This is a genomic window from Bacillus sp. LJBV19, from assembly GCF_017797845.1.
Classification (GTDB): domain Bacteria; phylum Bacillota; class Bacilli; order Bacillales; family Bacillaceae; genus Bacillus; species Bacillus velezensis.
Window position 1 is genome coordinate 1,812,650 of record NZ_CP072563.1, and the last position, 17,548, is coordinate 1,830,197.

General features: G+C 44.1%; 18 protein-coding genes. 16 read left to right on the plus strand and 2 right to left on the minus strand.

The window, feature by feature from the left end:
- Window positions 1-84: 84 nt before the first annotated feature.
- Window positions 85-339 carry a hypothetical protein gene (locus tag J6600_RS08755; RefSeq protein WP_370530899.1) on the minus strand — a complete coding sequence of 85 codons (255 nt, stop codon included), beginning with the start codon at window positions 337-339 and terminating at the stop codon, window positions 85-87.
- Window positions 340-476: 137 nt separating this feature from the next.
- Here J6600_RS08755 and J6600_RS08760 point away from each other — a divergent pair, with 137 nt between their 5' ends.
- The 9 genes from J6600_RS08760 (at window position 477) to J6600_RS08800 (ending at window position 7,245) form a co-directional block, all read left to right on the plus strand.
- A complete protein-coding gene (locus J6600_RS08760) occupies window positions 477-881 on the plus strand; it encodes a YmaF family protein (protein WP_014417831.1) in 405 nt (134 codons plus the stop codon).
- Window positions 882-979: 98 nt separating this feature from the next.
- Window positions 980-1,924 carry a tRNA (adenosine(37)-N6)-dimethylallyltransferase MiaA gene (gene miaA / locus J6600_RS08765; protein ID WP_029973434.1) on the plus strand — a complete coding sequence of 315 codons (945 nt, stop codon included), beginning with the start codon at window positions 980-982 and terminating at the stop codon, window positions 1,922-1,924.
- 39 nt (window positions 1,925-1,963) lie between these two features.
- Complete coding sequence (gene hfq, locus J6600_RS08770; protein ID WP_003154064.1) at window positions 1,964-2,185, plus strand: RNA chaperone Hfq; 222 nt, start codon at window positions 1,964-1,966, stop codon at window positions 2,183-2,185.
- Window positions 2,186-2,281: 96 nt separating this feature from the next.
- Window positions 2,282-2,557: a YmzC family protein gene (locus J6600_RS08775; protein WP_017417823.1), complete on the plus strand. Its 276-nt coding sequence runs from the start codon at window positions 2,282-2,284 to the stop codon at window positions 2,555-2,557.
- A gap of 82 nt (window positions 2,558-2,639) precedes the next feature.
- The gene (locus J6600_RS08780) at window positions 2,640-2,855 is read left to right on the plus strand and encodes a hypothetical protein (RefSeq protein WP_209388261.1); all 216 of its coding nucleotides are present in this window, start codon (window positions 2,640-2,642) and stop codon (window positions 2,853-2,855) included.
- Window positions 2,856-3,114: 259 nt separating this feature from the next.
- Window positions 3,115-3,507 (plus strand): class Ib ribonucleoside-diphosphate reductase assembly flavoprotein NrdI, encoded by a 393-nt coding sequence (gene nrdI / locus J6600_RS08785; protein WP_014417834.1) that lies wholly within the window; start codon window positions 3,115-3,117, stop codon window positions 3,505-3,507.
- Window positions 3,467-5,569 carry a class 1b ribonucleoside-diphosphate reductase subunit alpha gene (gene nrdE, locus J6600_RS08790; protein ID WP_007611605.1) on the plus strand — a complete coding sequence of 701 codons (2,103 nt, stop codon included), beginning with the start codon at window positions 3,467-3,469 and terminating at the stop codon, window positions 5,567-5,569. Before nrdI ends, nrdE begins: the two co-directional genes overlap by 41 nt.
- Window positions 5,570-5,586: 17 nt before the next feature.
- Entirely contained in the window at window positions 5,587-6,576 is a 990-nt protein-coding gene (gene nrdF, locus J6600_RS08795) for a class 1b ribonucleoside-diphosphate reductase subunit beta (RefSeq protein WP_012117608.1), read from the plus strand.
- Between the two features lie 48 nt (window positions 6,577-6,624).
- A complete protein-coding gene (locus J6600_RS08800) occupies window positions 6,625-7,245 on the plus strand; it encodes a hypothetical protein (RefSeq protein WP_012117609.1) in 621 nt (206 codons plus the stop codon).
- Window positions 7,246-7,294: 49 nt separating this feature from the next.
- Here J6600_RS08800 and J6600_RS08805 read toward each other — a convergent pair whose 3' ends face one another.
- On the minus strand, window positions 7,295-8,053 hold the full coding sequence (locus J6600_RS08805) for an N-acetylmuramoyl-L-alanine amidase (RefSeq protein WP_007410370.1): 759 nt from the start codon (window positions 8,051-8,053) through the stop codon (window positions 7,295-7,297).
- 306 nt (window positions 8,054-8,359) lie between these two features.
- Here J6600_RS08805 and spoVK point away from each other — a divergent pair, with 306 nt between their 5' ends.
- The 7 genes from spoVK to xynB all read left to right on the plus strand — a co-directional run bounded on the left by spoVK (window position 8,360) and on the right by xynB (window position 17,517).
- Window positions 8,360-9,328 (plus strand): stage V sporulation protein K, encoded by a 969-nt coding sequence (gene spoVK / locus J6600_RS08810; protein WP_014721211.1) that lies wholly within the window; start codon window positions 8,360-8,362, stop codon window positions 9,326-9,328.
- A 129-nt stretch (window positions 9,329-9,457) separates the two neighbouring features.
- A complete protein-coding gene (hflX, locus tag J6600_RS08815) occupies window positions 9,458-10,720 on the plus strand; it encodes a GTPase HflX (protein ID WP_015239904.1) in 1,263 nt (420 codons plus the stop codon).
- Between the two features lie 16 nt (window positions 10,721-10,736).
- On the plus strand, window positions 10,737-12,002 hold the full coding sequence (locus J6600_RS08820) for a methionine gamma-lyase family protein (protein WP_209388262.1): 1,266 nt from the start codon (window positions 10,737-10,739) through the stop codon (window positions 12,000-12,002).
- A gap of 109 nt (window positions 12,003-12,111) precedes the next feature.
- A complete protein-coding gene (gene glnR / locus J6600_RS08825; protein WP_007611631.1) occupies window positions 12,112-12,516 on the plus strand; it encodes a transcriptional repressor GlnR in 405 nt (134 codons plus the stop codon).
- 57 nt (window positions 12,517-12,573) lie between these two features.
- Complete coding sequence (gene glnA / locus J6600_RS08830) at window positions 12,574-13,908, plus strand: type I glutamate--ammonia ligase (protein WP_007410365.1); 1,335 nt, start codon at window positions 12,574-12,576, stop codon at window positions 13,906-13,908.
- Window positions 13,909-14,479: 571 nt separating this feature from the next.
- Window positions 14,480-15,871, plus strand: a complete 1,392-nt coding sequence (locus J6600_RS08835) for an MFS transporter (protein WP_021493442.1) — start codon at window positions 14,480-14,482, stop codon at window positions 15,869-15,871.
- Between the two features lie 44 nt (window positions 15,872-15,915).
- Window positions 15,916-17,517, plus strand: a complete 1,602-nt coding sequence (xynB, locus tag J6600_RS08840; protein WP_209388263.1) for a xylan 1,4-beta-xylosidase — start codon at window positions 15,916-15,918, stop codon at window positions 17,515-17,517.
- The last annotated feature ends 31 nt before the right edge of the window (window positions 17,518-17,548 follow it).

The window sequence follows — 17,548 nt, forward strand, 5'->3', positions numbered from 1 at the left end:
TAAAATAATATCCGAACTTTGCCCGCCAAGTCAAGACATTAGTCCTATACAAAAAGGCCCCCGGGGAGGAGCCTTTTTGATTCGTCAATAGAAATACGGATAGCCGTAGCCGTAACCCCCGTACAAGTACGGATTGAATAAAGCGCTTCCGACAAGCCCCCCGACAAGCCCTCCGAAAAACGGTCCGCCGTAAAAACCAAACGGCCGTCCGAATCCATAACCAAACCAAGGCCGGCCAAATCCAAAACCCGGCCGTCCGAATCCAAATCCGAATCCGGGCCGTCCGAATCCGAAGCCCGGCCGTCCGAACCCAAATCCAGGCCGCCCAAACGGTCTCATATCACTATCTACTGCGTATGTGTATTCTTCATTCATAATTAAGGTACCTCCAAGAATAAATTTGAGATGATAACAGAGTATTCAGCCCACCAATTTTTGATTGGGCGTTTATCAAAAAAATAAAGGAGTGAGCTTTTGTGGGTCTGTATCAGTCCGATTGGTCAAAAAAACCTCCGCACACACACGCATACCGGGCGGTTACGGATGTAGTGCAGGGGCATTACCATTTGATCGAAGGCTTTTCGCAGCCGGAGAACGGCAGCAATACAGATGAGCATACACATTTCTATACGGGCATCACCTCGTTTGAAAACGGCCATTTTCATAGGTATTACGGCATTTCCGGCCCTGCCATCCCGAGGGTTGACGGAACACATTACCATGAGCTTTCAGAGACCACCTTTGCCGCCTACAATGAGCCGATTCAGATCCAGCACGGCGGCGTCGTTTACGATCCGCGGGAGGAAGGACGGAAAACGCACCGCCATACACTCAAAGGAAAAACGAGAGAGGTTGTCGGAAACGAGCCGATCGGATGGTAGTGGACGTTTAGCGCTCAGGAAAAAGGGCAAAATGGATAGGTGCCTGAAGAAATGAATGTTATAATTAGGGGGAGATTTATAAAAGAGAGTGATACATATTGAAAAATAAAAAACAGCCTGTCGTCATACTTGTCGGACCGACGGCAGTCGGAAAAACAAAACTAAGCATCGGACTCGCGAAAATGCTGAATGCGGAAATCATCAGCGGAGATTCCATGCAGGTATATAAAGGGATGGACATCGGAACGGCCAAAGTCACCGAAGAAGAGACAGAAGGCGTGCCGCATCACCTGATTGATATTTTGGAGCCGTCCGACACTTTTTCAACGGCGGATTATCAAAAAATGGTGAGAGGAAAAATCACCGAGATTGCCGATAGAGGAAAGCTGCCGATGATTGTCGGGGGGACGGGTCTGTACATTCAGTCCGTGCTGTATGACTATACGTTCACGGAAAACTCCGGCGACCCTGTATTCCGGGAGCGCATGGGAAAACTGGCGGCTGAAGAAGGGGCGGAAGCGCTTCATGCCAAGCTTGCGGCAGCCGACCCGGAAGCGGCGGCAGCCATTCATCAAAACAATACGCGAAGAGTCATCCGCGCGCTCGAAATCCTGCATGTATCGGGAAAAACAATGTCAGAGCATCTTAAAACCCAAAAACGGGAGCTGCTTTACAATGCGGTTCTTATCGGTCTTACAATGGACAGAGAAGTGCTGTACGGCCGGATTAACGAGCGCGTTGACCTGATGCTGGAAACCGGCCTTCTTGACGAAGTAAAGCGGCTGTATGATATGAATATCCGGGATAGCCAATCGATTCAGGCGATCGGCTATAAAGAGCTGTATGAATATCTTGATGGAAAAGTGCCGCTCCCTCAGGCTGTGGAGCAATTAAAACAAAATTCTAGGCGATATGCGAAACGCCAGCTGACCTGGTTTCGCAATAAAATGCCCGTTTCATGGACAGATATGACGCCGCCTGTTGATATTGAGCAGAAAAAAAAGGAAATTTTCGAGTGCATAGCAGGAAAACTGGAAATTTAATCGAAACAGTATTGTATTGAGAACCAAGGAGGACGAAACATGAAACCGATTAATATTCAAGATCAGTTTTTGAATCAAATCCGAAAAGACAATACGTTCGTCACGGTGTTTTTACTCAACGGCTTCCAGCTTCGCGGCCAGGTAAAAGGCTTTGACAACTTTACCGTTTTGCTCGAAACGGAGGGGAAGCAGCAGCTTATTTATAAACATGCCATCTCCACGTTCGCCCCGCAAAAAAACGTCCAGCTTGAGCTTGAATAGACTTTTTGAAAAAGACCATGAACAATGGTCTTTTTCTATGCGCATCTGTATATTGCAGGCTGTATATCGGAAACATAAAAGGGGGTTCGGAAAATCGTGTTCGAAAGTGAAAATGAACTGAGAAGAATCAGGATTACGCTCGTTTGGATCGCTGTTTTTTTGCTGTTTGGAGCTTGCAGCAATCATGAGACGGTGGTGACGGATGATGACGGCGGCTTGGCGGATACCGAACCGCAGACAGAAGGCATGGTGCAGCTGGAACATAATCGTTTCGGCATCGTTGAGGACGGTTACTTAAAAATATACCGCTATGATGAAAAAACGAATAAAATCGAACTGAAAAAAGAAACGGCGCTGGATGAGCTTGAATAAATTTCACAAGCGTTCGAATTTACAAAGCGGGCCGCACAAGCTACACTAAGTACTGACATTGATCATGCAGAGGGTGAGACGATTGAAACACAAGGTGATAATCAACCATTGGGAAGAAACTTGTGAAGATGATTCCTGCTATGAATATGGAACCAGCATCATCGTTGACGGCAAAGAACTGATCAGAGAGGCTTCCATCACAAGCGCTCTGATAGCCGTGCTGAAAGAAATCGGTGCTGATGTGGAGATTGAAGAAACCGTCGAAAGCGAAAAAAAATGTGATTCTTACAAAAAATAAGAATAAAAGTCTAGACTACTAAGCAGTTTTTTTTCATGTTATGATAGACATCGGCTTACACATGACACCTTGAGTAGGATGAGAGATGATTCTCGTTCTGCTCTCTTTTTTGGGCGTTAATCGGGCCAGAGCCAAAGTCCGCTCTTTCAAAAATATGAATTTTTTATAAATCGATCTCAATATGTTGTGTTTTTCTGAGAGGTTAGTATACTATATATAGTGTTAAGAGATTCATTATTTTTGATAGGTCGTGATAAGGATGGTTCAAATCATATTTGATTCAAAGACAGGGAATGTTCAGCGTTTTGTGAATAAAACAGACTTTCAGCTGATCCGCAAGGTGGACGAAACGGACCACGTGGACACTCCGTTTGTTTTGGTCACCTACACGACAAACTTCGGCCAGGTACCGGCATCAACACAATCATTTCTCGAAAAATACGCCCATCTCTTATTAGGAGTCGCTGCGAGCGGCAACAAAGTATGGGGCGATAACTTTGCAAAAAGCGCCGATACCATTTCAAGACAATATCAGGTGCCGATCTTGCACAAATTTGAACTCAGCGGTACATCTAAAGACGTTGAATTGTTTACTCAGGAGGTAGAAAGACTTGTCACAAAATCAAGTGCCAAAATGGATCCAGTTAAATAACGAAATCATGATCCAACAAGATGGAAAATTCCAGTTTGATAAAGATAAAGAGGCTGTACATAGCTATTTTGTTGACTATATCAATCAAAACACAGTTTACTTTCACGATTTAAAAGAGAAGCTGGATTATTTGATTGAAAACCAATACTACGAAGAGGAATTCTTAAGCCTTTACTCTTTTGAAGACATTAAAGAAGTGTTTAAGACAGCTTACGCAAAGAAGTTTCGTTTTCCTTCCTTCATGAGTGCGTTTAAATTTTATAATGACTATGCTTTGAAAACGAATGACAAGAAAAGAATCCTCGAGCGTTATGAGGACCGAATCTCAATCGTCGCGCTGTTCTTCGCAAACGGCGACACTGAGAAAGCAAAAGAATATGTAAACCTGATGATCAATCAGGAATATCAGCCGAGTACACCGACATTTTTGAATGCCGGCAGAAAACGCCGCGGAGAACTGGTGAGCTGCTTCTTGCTCGAAGTCAATGATTCCTTAAACGATATTTCACGGGCGATCGATATTTCCATGCAGCTGTCTAAATTGGGCGGCGGGGTTTCTCTTAATCTGTCCAAGCTTCGCGCGAAAGGCGAAGCGATTAAAGATGTTGAAAACGCCACAAAAGGTGTTGTAGGCGTCATGAAGCTTCTTGATAATGCGTTCCGTTACGCTGACCAAATGGGCCAAAGACAAGGCTCAGGCGCGGCGTATTTAAATATTTTCCACCGCGATATCAATGATTTTCTTGATACGAAAAAGATTTCTGCGGATGAAGATGTGCGCGTCAAAACGCTTTCTATCGGTGTCGTCATTCCGGATAAGTTCGTTGAGCTTGCACGTGAGGATAAAGCGGCTTATGTATTCTATCCGCATACGATTTATAAAGAATACGGCCAGCATATGGACGAAATGGACATGACGGCGATGTATGAAGAGCTTGTCGACAACCCGCGTGTCAAAAAAGAAAAAGTGAATGCGCGCAAACTGCTTGAAAAGCTTGCCGTTCTCCGTTCTGAGTCAGGTTATCCGTACATTATGTTCCAAGATAACGTAAACAAAGAGCACGCGAATAACCACGTATCAAAAGTGAAATTCTCGAACCTTTGCTCTGAAGTGCTTCAGGCGTCACAGGTTTCGGCTTACACAGATTATGACGAGGAAGACGAAATCGGCTTGGACATTTCCTGCAACCTTGGTTCATTAAATATTTTGAATGTCATGAAACATAAATCGATTGAGCGCACGGTGAAACTCGCGACGGATTCCCTGACTCATGTATCTGAGACGACGGATATCCGCAACGCGCCGGCAGTCAGACGCGCGAACAAAGCGATGAAGTCAATCGGTTTAGGCGCCATGAACCTTCACGGCTACCTGGCCCAAAACGGCATCGCGTATGAAAGCCCGGAAGCAAGAGATTTCGCGAATACGTTCTTTATGATGGTGAACTTTTATTCCATCCAGCGTTCAGCTGAGCTTGCGAAAGAAAAAGGCGAAACGTTTGAGCATTATGAAGGCTCCACATATGCAACGGGAGAATATTTCAATAAATACATCGAAAAAGAATTCTCACCGGCATACGAAAAAATCGCTGCGCTCTTTGAAGGCATGCACATTCCGACAATCGAAGACTGGAAAGAGTTGAAGGCGTTTGTCGCTGAAAACGGCATGTACCACAGCTACAGACTGTGCATCGCGCCGACAGGCTCCATTTCCTACGTCCAATCCAGCACGGCGTCCGTTATGCCGATCATGGAACGGATCGAAGAAAGAACATACGGAAATTCAAAAACGTATTACCCGATGCCGGGGTTAGCGTCTAATAACTGGTTCTTCTACAAAGAAGCTTATGATATGGACATGTTCAAAGTGGTGGATATGATCGCGACAATCCAGCAGCATATCGATCAGGGAATCAGCTTTACCCTGTTTTTGAAAGATACGATGACAACTCGTGATCTGAACCGTATTGATCTGTATGCCCACCATAGAGGCATCAAAACCATTTACTATGCAAGAACGAAAGATACCGGGCAGGACAGCTGTCTTTCTTGTGTCGTTTGATTAAAGGAGAGTTTACAGTGACAAAAATTTATGACGCAGCAAACTGGTCAAAGCATGAAGATGATTTCACCCAAATGTTTTACAACCAAAACGTAAAGCAGTTTTGGCTTCCGGAAGAGATCGCATTAAACGGCGATCTTCTCACTTGGAAGTATTTGGGTAAAAATGAGCAGGATACGTACATGAAGGTGCTCGCCGGCCTGACACTGCTTGATACAGAGCAGGGGAACACGGGCATGCCGATTGTGGCCGAGCACGTCGAAGGCCATCAGCGAAAAGCGGTTCTTAATTTCATGGCGATGATGGAAAACGCGGTGCACGCAAAATCATATTCAAATATTTTTATGACGCTTGCTCCGACTGAAACGATTAATGAAGTATTTGAATGGGTTAAACAAAATAAATATTTGCAGAAAAAAGCGCAAATGATTGTCGGGCTTTACAAAGCCATTCAAAAAGATGATGAAATTTCACTGTTCAAAGCGATGGTTGCTTCCGTCTATCTGGAAAGCTTCCTTTTCTACAGCGGTTTCTATTATCCGTTATATTTCTACGGACAAGGAAAACTGATGCAAAGCGGTGAGATCATTAACCTGATCCTTCGTGACGAAGCGATTCACGGCGTGTATGTCGGTCTCCTTGCTCAGGAAATTTATAATAAACAGACAGAAGAGAAAAAAGCAGAGCTTCGTGAATTTGCGATTGACCTTCTGAATCAGTTATATGAAAATGAGCTTGAATATACAGAGGACTTGTACGATCAAGTCGGACTCTCACACGATGTAAAGAAATTCATCCGCTATAACGCCAATAAAGCTTTGATGAACTTAGGGTTCGATCCTTACTTTGAAGAAGAGGATATTAATCCGATCGTATTAAACGGATTAAACACCAAAACAAAATCACATGATTTCTTCTCCATGAAAGGGAACGGCTACAAAAAAGCGACGGTAGAACCGATTAAGGACGAAGATTTTTATTTTGGCCAAGATGAAGAGCAGATATAATATCTGCTCTTTTGGCTTGAATGGAGAGGTAAGACAGGAGGAACGGGCATGAATAAAATGGATGAAATCATCTTGGCTGCACCGCGGAGTGACGTCTTTCAAAACGAAATGCTGACATTTCAGGGAGTCAACAGTGAGGATGAACGTATCGTAAACATTATGGCTCAAATTGAGGCGCATTTTTTTGAAATCAGAAGAGGCGACGCGGAAGAGGACCCGCGATTTAAACAGCCGATTCCGTATGTCGTCATCCGCCGTGATGATGAGGTGTTTGTGTATGAACGGCTCGCGGGCGGAGGGGAATCGCGCCTCCATAATAAGCTTTCTCTCGGCTTCGGGGGACACATGAACCCTATGGAAGGAGCGGCTTCATTTTCGGAAGTGCTGAAACAGAATACCGACCGGGAGCTGGCGGAAGAACTGTACATTCGCGAGGAGGACAAACAAAACATTGTCACACTCGGCCTGATCAATGATGATGAAAACGATGTAGGGAAGGTGCATATCGGCATCCTTTCTGCGCTCCAGTTAGCGTCTGCGGCACAAGTCGAAGTGAAAGAAAAAGATCAAATCGCCGGGCGCTGGATGAAACTGAGCGAACTGAAAGAGGAAAATGTGTATCAGCGTCTTGAAGCTTGGTCTCAGTTTGTCGCCGATATACTTCAATAACAAAAAACCCCCGTTCGTCCCAAAAAAGGGAGAGCAGGGGTTTTTTCATTTAGTCTTGCACAATGAAGGCATCAAATCCGGCTTTTTCGGCCCGTGCTGCCAACGCTTCAGCATAATCTTTGGAAGAGAATGCGCCGATCTGCACTTTAAATAAGCCGCCTTTTGGAAGCACAATCGCGTCAAAACCTTTAGACACCGCATCGGCGGCAAGCGCATCAGCATTTGCTTTCACTTTGAATGCGCCGATTTGCACTTTATATAAGTCAGCCTTTTTTTTTAGACCGAAAGCTTGCTCCAAGCCCTTAGCATGTCCTCTTGCAAGGCTTTCAATAAAACTGGCTGTTTTCAGTTTGTTTGCATCAGCTGACGTATCAACAAAACCATTCTCCGTCAAAATCGCCGGCATACTTGTCTCCCGCAGCACATGGAAGTTAGCTGTTTTTTTTCCTCGGTCATTAAAACCTGATGCTTGAATCACTTGCGTGTGGACGGCTGATTGGTAAGTCGAGGTCGGCGCTCCGACACCGGGGTAAATATAGCTTTCGAATCCGGTTCCGCCTCCTGAGTTAATATGAATGGATAAAAAATAATCTGCGCCCCAGCTGTTGGCGGCATCCGTTCTTTCCGTCAGGCTGACCGTCTTATCGCTTGTCCTGCTCATCGTGACAGAAACTCCTTCATACTCATTCGTCAGAATCGTGCGCAAAGCCAGCGCGATCTCCAGCGTGACCGCTTTTTCCTGAAGTCCGTTTCCGGTTGCACCTGAATCAGTTCCGCCATGACCGGGGTCTATAAAAATTTTAACCATTCTCCATCACCTCATTACAGCATATGATGATATTCAAAAGGTGCTTGTACGGCTGTCATTCATGAAAAAAATGAGAAACACACCCAACATTTCCCGGAAAATAAAAATAAATGGTTTGTCCTCCCGTTTCTGTTGAATACAATAAGAAATGAAAAATATTTCTCGGGAAAGCGCAGGATTCAACATCATTCCCGAAGAGAACGGAAAAAGTGACAGATAAAGAGGAAAACGGACCTCATGATGATAGGCGGATGTCACGGAACCGCTTCATCATGAGTAAGATAAAGAGAGAACAGAGAGGTGAGCATGTTGGAGCGCGCTGTAACCTATAAAAATAACGGACAAATTAACATCATTCTTAATGGACAAAAGCAAGTGCTGACAAATGCGGAAGCTGAGGCGGAATATCAGGCCGCCCTGCAAAAAAATGAAGCCAAGCACAGCATTCTGAAAGAAATTGAAAAAGAAATGAACACATTAGTGGGTATGGAAGAAATGAAACGCAACATTAAAGAAATTTACGCGTGGATATTCGTCAACCAAAAACGGGCCGAACAAGGGCTGAAAGTCGGAAAACAAGCTCTTCATATGATGTTCAAAGGGAACCCCGGCACCGGGAAAACCACCGTCGCGAGACTGATCGGCAAGCTTTTCTTCGAAATGAACGTGCTTTCCAAAGGACATCTGATCGAAGCGGAACGTGCTGATCTGGTCGGTGAATACATCGGACACACGGCGCAAAAAACGAGAGATCTGATTAAAAAATCGCTCGGGGGCATTTTATTCATTGATGAAGCATACTCACTTGCAAGGGGCGGAGAGAAGGATTTCGGTAAAGAGGCGATTGATACGCTTGTCAAGCATATGGAAGACAAACAGCATGAATTTATTCTGATCCTGGCAGGGTACTCGAGAGAAATGACACATTTCCTGTCATTAAATCCCGGCCTGCAATCGCGTTTCCCTATCAGCATCGATTTTCCGGATTACTCTGTCACTCAGCTGATGGACATCGCAAAGCGCATGATAGCAGAGCGGGAGTATCAATTAAGCCAGGAAGCCGAGTGGAAGTTAAAAGATTACTTAATGACAGTGAAAAGCACGACAAGCCCCATTAAATTCAGCAACGGGCGCTTTGTCAGAAACGTGATTGAAAAATCGATCCGCGCTCAGGCTATGAGACTTTTAATGGGAGACCAATACTTAAAAAACGATTTAATGACGATCAAGAGCCAGGATTTACTTATAAAAGATGAGACGGCAGCTCACGAATAGACCTCTCAGCCGGTCTGAGGGGTCTCTTTTTTATTTCTCTCTTTAAAACCCGCCGGATGTGTGGTATACGCCCTGCGGGTTTGGTATGATAGTACTACTGCCCAATACGACACAGAAAGGAACATCCATTTGAACGAACAGGAAGGAAAAAAAGAAACGGTCATTTTGGTCGGCTGCCAGCTTCCGCACATGACAGATGAGCACTTTGAACATTCCATGGAAGAGCTTGCTTCATTGACAAAAACGGCTGACGGAACGGTGCTGACCCGGATTACGCAAAAACGGAACAGAGCGGATGCCGCTACATATATAGGCAAGGGGAAAGTAGACGAGCTGAAGGCGCTGTGTGAAGAGCTTGAAGCGGATCTGGTCATTTTTAATGATGAACTGTCACCGAGCCAGCTTAAATCACTCGCCACTGCAATTGAAGCGAAGATCATCGACCGCACGCAGCTTATTTTGGATATTTTCGCAAAAAGGGCGAAGACGAGAGAAGGAAAGCTTCAGATCGAATTGGCCCAGCTTCAATACGCGCTGCCGCGTCTGAGCGGACAAGGAATCAATCTCTCAAGACAAGGCGGCGGAATCGGGACGAGAGGGCCCGGTGAGACAAAGCTTGAAACAGACAGGCGCCACATTAGAAACCGCATACACGAAATTAACGTGCAGCTTTCAACGGTTATCCGCCACAGAAGCCGTTATCGGGAGAGACGAAAAAAGAACGGCGTGCTTCAGGCTGCACTCGTCGGGTATACCAATGCCGGAAAATCAACATGGTTCAATCAATTAACGAGCTCAGACAGCTATGAAGAAGATCTGCTGTTTGCAACACTCGATCCGATGACGAGAAAGATGGCGCTCCCAAGCGGCTACAGCGTCCTTTTGTCTGATACGGTCGGCTTCATTCAGGATCTGCCGACGACGCTGATTGCCGCTTTCCGCTCAACGCTTGAGGAAGTGAAGGAAGCAGACTTGATCATTCATGTCATTGATTCATCCAATGAAGATTATGCCGGGCATGAACAGACTGTCCTCGGTCTGTTAAAAGAGCTTGAGGCAGATGATATTCCGGTGCTGACCGCTTATAACAAACGTGATGAGACACTTCCTGACTTCATCCCGACAGCGGGAGAAGGCCACATCATGATCAGCGCCAGAATCGCCGGGGATGAAGCAAAACTAAAAGCGGAAATCGAAGCTTATTTGCGTCGGGAGCTGATGACGCCGTATGAAGTTCATGTGCCTGCCGCCGAAGGCAAATTGATGTCACGCATCAAATCAGAGACCATGATCGACAGCCTTTATTTTAATGAAGAAAATGAACGCTACGAAGTCTCAGGTTATGTACAGGAAGAACAGAGCATACTCGGAGAACTGAAGAAATTCATGTAAGGAAGGTATACACAACATGTTTGACACACTGACCCACGGCGCTCTTTTACAAAAAACCGCCGAAGAAACAGAAGCGGAAATCTCCGCCGTTCATAAAAGAATAGAAGAAATCAGTGAACGGAATGAATGGAGAGTCCTGCAAAGCTACAGAAAACATAAAGTAAGCGATACGCATTTTACGCCTTCAACCGGATACGGTTATGACGATATCGGACGAGATACACTGGAGAAGATCTATGCTGATGTGTTCGGAGGAGAGGCGGGACTCGTGCGGCCGCAAATCATTTCCGGAACGCATGCGATTTCAATCGCGCTCTTCGGTGTGCTGAGACCCGGGGACGAATTGCTTTATATAACAGGCAAGCCTTACGATACACTCGAGGAAATCGTCGGAGTAAGAGGCGGGGAGTATTCAGGCTCGCTTAAGGAATTTCAAATCGGATACAATGCAGTCGATTTAACATCAGAAGGCAGAGTGGACTTTGAAGCGGTCCGGGCTGCAATCCGGGCGAATACAAAAGTGATCGGCATCCAGCGTTCAAAAGGATATGCGAATCGTCCGTCTTTCAGAATAAATGAAATTGAAGAGATGATTCGTTTCGTAAAGGAAATCAAAGAAGATGTCATTGTTTTTGTGGACAATTGCTACGGAGAATTTGCAGAAGAGCGGGAACCCTGCCACGTCGGAGCGGATCTTATGGCCGGCTCCCTGATTAAAAACCCGGGCGGCGGCCTTGCTAAAACGGGCGGCTATCTTGTAGGGAAAGCCAAGTGGATTGAGGCCTGCTCTTACCGGATGACCTCCCCGGGAATCGGAAGTGAAGCCGGGGCTTCGCTTTATTCACTGCAGGAAATGTATCAAGGTTTCTTTCTCGCTCCGCATGTAGTGGCACAAAGCTTGAAGGGAGCGGTATTTACCGCCCGTTTTCTTGAAAAGCTCGGCTTTAGGTCAAACCCTGCATGGAATGCGCCGAGAACGGATCTGATTCAATCAGTTGAGTTTCAGGACCCTGAAAAGATGATCGCTTTTTGCCAGGCGATACAATATGCTTCACCGATTAATGCGCATGTGACGCCTTATCCGAGCTATATGCCGGGATATGAAGACGATGTCATTATGGCAGCGGGCACTTTCGTACAGGGAGCAAGCATTGAATTATCAGCAGATGGACCTATCAGACCGCCTTATGTTGCGTATGTCCAAGGAGGATTAACCTACGCGCACGTGAAAAATGCGATTTGCAGCGCCGTAAATGCTTTAATGGAAAAAGAGCTGATCTAGGCCGTTTGCAATTTTCAAAGAATTTGATGTTAAGATTCCTTACATTGTGTTGACACAAAATATAACATCACCTATAATGAGACTAAGATAAGAAAAGGAGGAAATTGAGATGAGTGATAACATTCGCCGCTCAATGCCTTTATTTCCAATTGGGATTGTCATGCAGTTAACAGAACTTTCTGCCCGGCAAATTCGATATTATGAGGAAAATGGATTGATATTTCCAGCGAGAAGCGAAGGAAATAGACGATTATTTTCATTCCATGATGTAGATAAACTGTTAGAAATCAAAAATCTGATTGAACAAGGCGTCAATATGGCGGGGATCAAACAAATTCTGGATAAGGCATCTGCCGAACCGGAAGAAAAATCCGAAAAAACCGCCAAACCGATGAAGCACGATCTGTCTGATGACGAACTCAGAAAGCTTCTGAAAAACGAACTGATGCAGGCAGGCCGTTTCCAGCGGGGAAATACTTTCCGCCAAGGTGACATGTCCCGATTCTTTCATTAATCCGTTAGCAACTGTTTTGCTATATACATTTACCTTTTAGAGGAGGAGTTTTACGAAATGGCAAAGTACACAAGAGAAGACATCGTAAAATTAGTAAATGAGGAAAACGTAAAGTATATCCGCCTTCAGTTCACAGACATTCTCGGAACGATTAAAAACGTGGAAATTCCTGTGAGCCAGCTTGAAAAAGCACTTGATAATAAATGCATGTTCGACGGTTCTTCCATCGAAGGTTTCGTCCGTATCGAAGAGTCTGATATGTACTTATATCCTGATCTGAACACATTTGTAATCTTCCCATGGACTGCTGAAAAAGGTAAAGTAGCACGCTTCATCTGTGACATTTACAATCCGGACGGCACGCCGTTCGAAGGTGACCCGCGTAACAACCTCAAACGGATTCTGAAAGAAATGAAAGAACTCGGTTTCAGCGATTTCAATCTTGGACCTGAGCCTGAATTCTTCCTGTTTAAATTAGATGAAAAAGGCGAACCGACGCTTGAATTGAACGATAAAGGCGGATACTTCGACCTGGCTCCGACTGACTTGGGAGAAAACTGCCGCCGCGATATCGTGCTTGAGCTTGAAGAAATGGGCTTTGAAATCGAAGCATCTCACCATGAAGTTGCTCCGGGTCAGCACGAAATCGATTTTAAATATGCCGGTGCCATCCGTTCTTGTGACGACATCCAAACTTTCAAACTGGTTGTCAAAACGATCGCCCGCAAACACGGTCTGCATGCGACATTCATGCCAAAACCGCTGTTCGGCGTAAACGGTTCCGGTATGCACTGTAACCTATCACTCTTTAAAGATAGCGTTAACGCATTCTTTGATAAAGACGCTGATCTTCAGCTGAGTGAAACAGCAAAACATTTCATTGCCGGTATCGTAAAACACGCGACAAGCTTTACGGCTGTCACAAACCCGACAGTGAACTCTTACAAACGCCTTGTTCCGGGCTATGAAGCACCTTGCTACGTGGCTTGGAGCGCGCAAAACAGAAGCCCGCTGATCCGTATCCCGGCTTCCCGCGGCATCAGCACGCGTGTTGAAGTCCGCAGCGTAGACCCGGCGGCAAACCCGTACCTGGCGTTAAGCGTATTGCTTGCAGCAGGCCTTGACGGAATCAAAAACAAACTTGAAGCACCGGCTCCGATTGACCGCAACATCTACGTCATGAGCAAAGAAGAGCGCATGGAAAACGGCATCGTAGATCTTCCGGCGACACTGGCGGAAGCTCTCGACGAATTCAAATCAAACGAAGTCATGGTTGCAGCGCTCGGCGAGCACCTGTTCGAACACTTCATCGAAGCAAAAGAAATCGAATGGGATATGTTCCGCACACAGGTTCATCCGTGGGAGCGCGAACAGTATATGTCTCAGTATTAATCTCTCAATCCCTTGGCACTATTGGTGTCAGGGGATTTTTTGGTTTCTTAACAAGTTTAATATCTTAATATAAATCAAGTATCACCCACAAAACACCCACAAGATGATGGAAGTGCTTATCATTTAATAAGTCAGTCAGGTGACACAGGGGGTTTTTACTTAAGTCTGTCGAAGCAGTCGGCAATTACAACATGGTATGTCCTTTGGTCGGTTTCAAATTCTCTGAAAAAAGAGTTGAAAAAGCAGAAAAGATTTTATAATATGAAATCAAGTTAGTTTGTTCGGTCAACAAACTAATGAAACCCGCTTTAATTATCCATCATGTAAAGGTCTTAAATGGGAGGGGATAAGAGGCTCGATTTAATTGGAGGTGTAGAAAGCGAAAGCCAAGTTTTTATCCTGTACACTGCGATCTGATCACCATTTGGATGTTGAAAATGCTCTGTGAAAGTAAACCGCTGTTATTTTTTGAAAGCGCTTTTATATGCCGCTCACTGGCCGATAAAATTGAAGAAATGTTATACCATTTCATCATGTTCCTTATGTAAAGGATCGAAAAGGGGAGGAAATCATGCTCAGTGAAAATGTAAAGAAGATCAGCATGGTTGAAAAAGTTGGATATGCGTCTGGAGATTTTGCTTGTAATTTAATTTATGCAACAGTGTCTACGTATCTTTTGTTCTTCTATACAGATGTTTTTGGTTTATCGGCAGCAGCAGCCGGTACGATGTTTTTAGTGGTTAGAATCATTGACGCTCTCGCTGATCCTTTTATCGGAACAATAGTTGACAGAACAAACAGCAGGTTTGGCCGCTTTAGACCGTATCTTTTATTCGGAGCTTTTCCCTTTGTCATATTGGCAATACTCTGTTTTACAACCCCGGATTTTTCGGATATGGGGAAATTAATATATGCTTATATCACCTATGTCGGCTTATCGCTTACATACACCATGATAAACGTGCCATATGGCGCGTTAACATCTGCAATGACCAGAAATAATCAAGAAGTTGTTAGTATAACGTCTGTCCGTATGTTATTTGCGAATCTTGGGGGACTTGTCGTTGCATTTTTTGTTCCCTTACTGGCTGCTTATTTAAGCGATACTTCCGGCAGCGAATCTCTTGGCTGGCAGCTAACCATGGGTATTATGGGAGTTATAGGCGGGTGCCTTTTAATCTTTTGTTTTAAAAGCACAAAAGAGCGTGTCACGCTTCAAAAATCCGAAGAAAAAATTAAATTTTCGGATATATTTGAGCAATTTCGTGTGAATCGTCCTCTAGTTGTATTAAGTATTTTCTTTATTATTATTTTTGGAGTGAATTCAATCAGTAATTCGGTTGGCATCTATTACGTAACGTATAATTTAGAAAGAGCGGATTTGGTGAAGTGGTACGGTTTGTTGGGAAGTTTGCCTGCTTTGGTCATTTTACCGTTTATTCCAAAGCTTCATCAATTATTAGGGAAGAAGAAATTACTAAACTATGCATTATTACTGAATATGATCGGCCTCTTAGCTTTACTTTTCGTTCCGTCAAGTAATGTATTCCTCATACTTTCCTTTCGATTACTGGCCGCTGCCGGAAGTCTCACTGCCGGGGGATATATGTGGGCGCTTATTCCTGAAACAATAGAATATGGAGAGTATAAGACCGGGAAAAGAATGGGCGGTCTCATATACGCTATTATCGGATTTTTCTTTAAATTCGGCATGGCCTTGGGAGGGGTTGTACCGGGTTTGGTTCTAGATCAGTTTGGATATGTGGCAAATCAGGTGCAAACGCCGGAGGCATTGACGGGAATTTTAATTACAACAACCATTATTCCCGTGTTCTTACTGGTTCTGGCCATGATTGATATTAATTTCTATAACTTAGATGAGAAAAAATATAAAAGTATGGTTCGAGAATTAGAGAATAGAGATAAAGTTTATTTGGATCATATTGACGATTTCAAAGCTTAAAAAACATGATGAGTCAACAGAAAATAGCTGAGGAGGAGTTCAAAATGAAGATTATCAATCCAGTACTTAAAGGATTCAACCCCGATCCGAGTATTTGCAGGGTTGGAGAGGATTATTATATCGCTGTATCTACATTTGAGTGGTTTCCGGGAGTCCAGATACACCACTCAAAAGATTTAGTCAATTGGCACTTAGTTGCACATCCATTACAGAGAGTATCGCAATTAGACATGAAAGGAAATCCTAATTCAGGCGGGGTCTGGGCGCCATGTTTAAGTTACAGTGACGGAAAGTTTTGGCTGATCTATACGGATGTTAAGGTCGTAGATGGCGCCTGGAAAGATTGTCACAATTATTTAGTGACTTGTGACACGATTAATGGTGATTGGGGGGAGCCGATCACATTAAACAGCTCGGGTTTTGATGCTTCTTTGTTCCATGATACGGATGGAAAAAAATATTTATTAAATATGTTATGGGATCAGCGTATTGATCGGCACTCCTTTGGAGGCATTGTCATGCAGGAATATTCTGATAAGGAGCAAAAACTAATCGGTAAACCGAAAGTGATATTTAAAGGAACCGAAAGAAAGCTGACAGAAGCGCCGCACCTTTACCGTATCGGGAACTATTATTATTTATTAACCGCAGAAGGAGGAACGCGGTTCGAACATGCTGCTACAATTGCCCGTTCTGCAAATATTGAGGGTCCATATGAAGTTCATCCTGATAATCCAATCTTAACGTCATGGCATGCGCCGGAAAATCCGCTGCAAAAATGCGGACATGCATCCATTGTACAAACACATACAGGTGAGTGGTATTTAGCTCATTTAACGGGACGTCCCATTCATCCGGACGATGATTCAATTTTTCAGCAGAGGGGATATTGTCCTTTGGGCAGAGAAACTGCTATTCAAAAGCTCTATTGGAAAGATGGCTGGCCTTATGTAAAAGGCGGAAAAGAAGGGAGCTTGGAGGTGGATGCGCCTTCTATACCTGAAACAATGTTTGAAGACACGTATCCGGAAGTTGATGAATTTGAGGATGCAACATTAAATATTAATTTTCAAACGTTAAGAATTCCGTTTACGGAGAAATTAGGATCATTAACTCAAGTGCCAAATCATTTACGATTATACGGCCATGAATCCTTAACTTCGACATTTACTCAGGCATTTGTAGCCAGACGCTGGCAAAGTCTCCATTTTGAAGCCGAAACTGCTGTTGCGTTCTATCCGGAAAATTTTCAACAAGCCGCTGGATTGGTGAACTATTACAATACAGAGAACTGGACGGCTCTTCAAGTCACGTATGATGAAGAACTTGGCCGTATTCTTGAATTAACGATATGTGATAACTTCTCTTTTTCACAACCGTTAAAAAATAAAATTGTGATTCCTCGTGAAGTCAAGTATGTCTATTTAAAAGTGAATATTGAAAACGAAAAATATTATTATTTCTATTCATTTAACAACGAAGATTGGCACAAAATTGACATTGCATTGGAATCGAAAAAATTATCAGATGATTACATCCGCGGCGGGGGATTCTTTACAGGAGCTTTTGTAGGGATGCAATGCCAAGATACGAGCGGTAATCATATTCCGGCCGACTTCAGATATTTCCGTTATAAAGAAAAATAATTAGCAAATGAAAAAGGAGATTTCTATTTTA

Coding starts and splice junctions, on each gene's coding strand:
- J6600_RS08755 (WP_370530899.1), bottom strand. CDS start 339: ATGAGACCGTTTGGGCGGCCTGGATTTGGGTTCGGACGGCCGGGCTTC.
- hfq (WP_003154064.1), top strand. CDS start 1,964: ATGAAACCGATTAATATTCAAGATCAGTTTTTGAATCAAATCCGAAAA.
- nrdI (WP_014417834.1), top strand. CDS start 3,115: ATGGTTCAAATCATATTTGATTCAAAGACAGGGAATGTTCAGCGTTTT.
- J6600_RS08800 (WP_012117609.1), top strand. CDS start 6,625: ATGAATAAAATGGATGAAATCATCTTGGCTGCACCGCGGAGTGACGTC.
- J6600_RS08805 (WP_007410370.1), bottom strand. CDS start 8,053: ATGGTTAAAATTTTTATAGACCCCGGTCATGGCGGAACTGATTCAGGT.
- spoVK (WP_014721211.1), top strand. CDS start 8,360: ATGTTGGAGCGCGCTGTAACCTATAAAAATAACGGACAAATTAACATC.
- J6600_RS08820 (WP_209388262.1), top strand. CDS start 10,737: ATGTTTGACACACTGACCCACGGCGCTCTTTTACAAAAAACCGCCGAA.
- glnR (WP_007611631.1), top strand. CDS start 12,112: ATGAGTGATAACATTCGCCGCTCAATGCCTTTATTTCCAATTGGGATT.
- glnA (WP_007410365.1), top strand. CDS start 12,574: ATGGCAAAGTACACAAGAGAAGACATCGTAAAATTAGTAAATGAGGAA.
- J6600_RS08835 (WP_021493442.1), top strand. CDS start 14,480: ATGCTCAGTGAAAATGTAAAGAAGATCAGCATGGTTGAAAAAGTTGGA.
- xynB (WP_209388263.1), top strand. CDS start 15,916: ATGAAGATTATCAATCCAGTACTTAAAGGATTCAACCCCGATCCGAGT.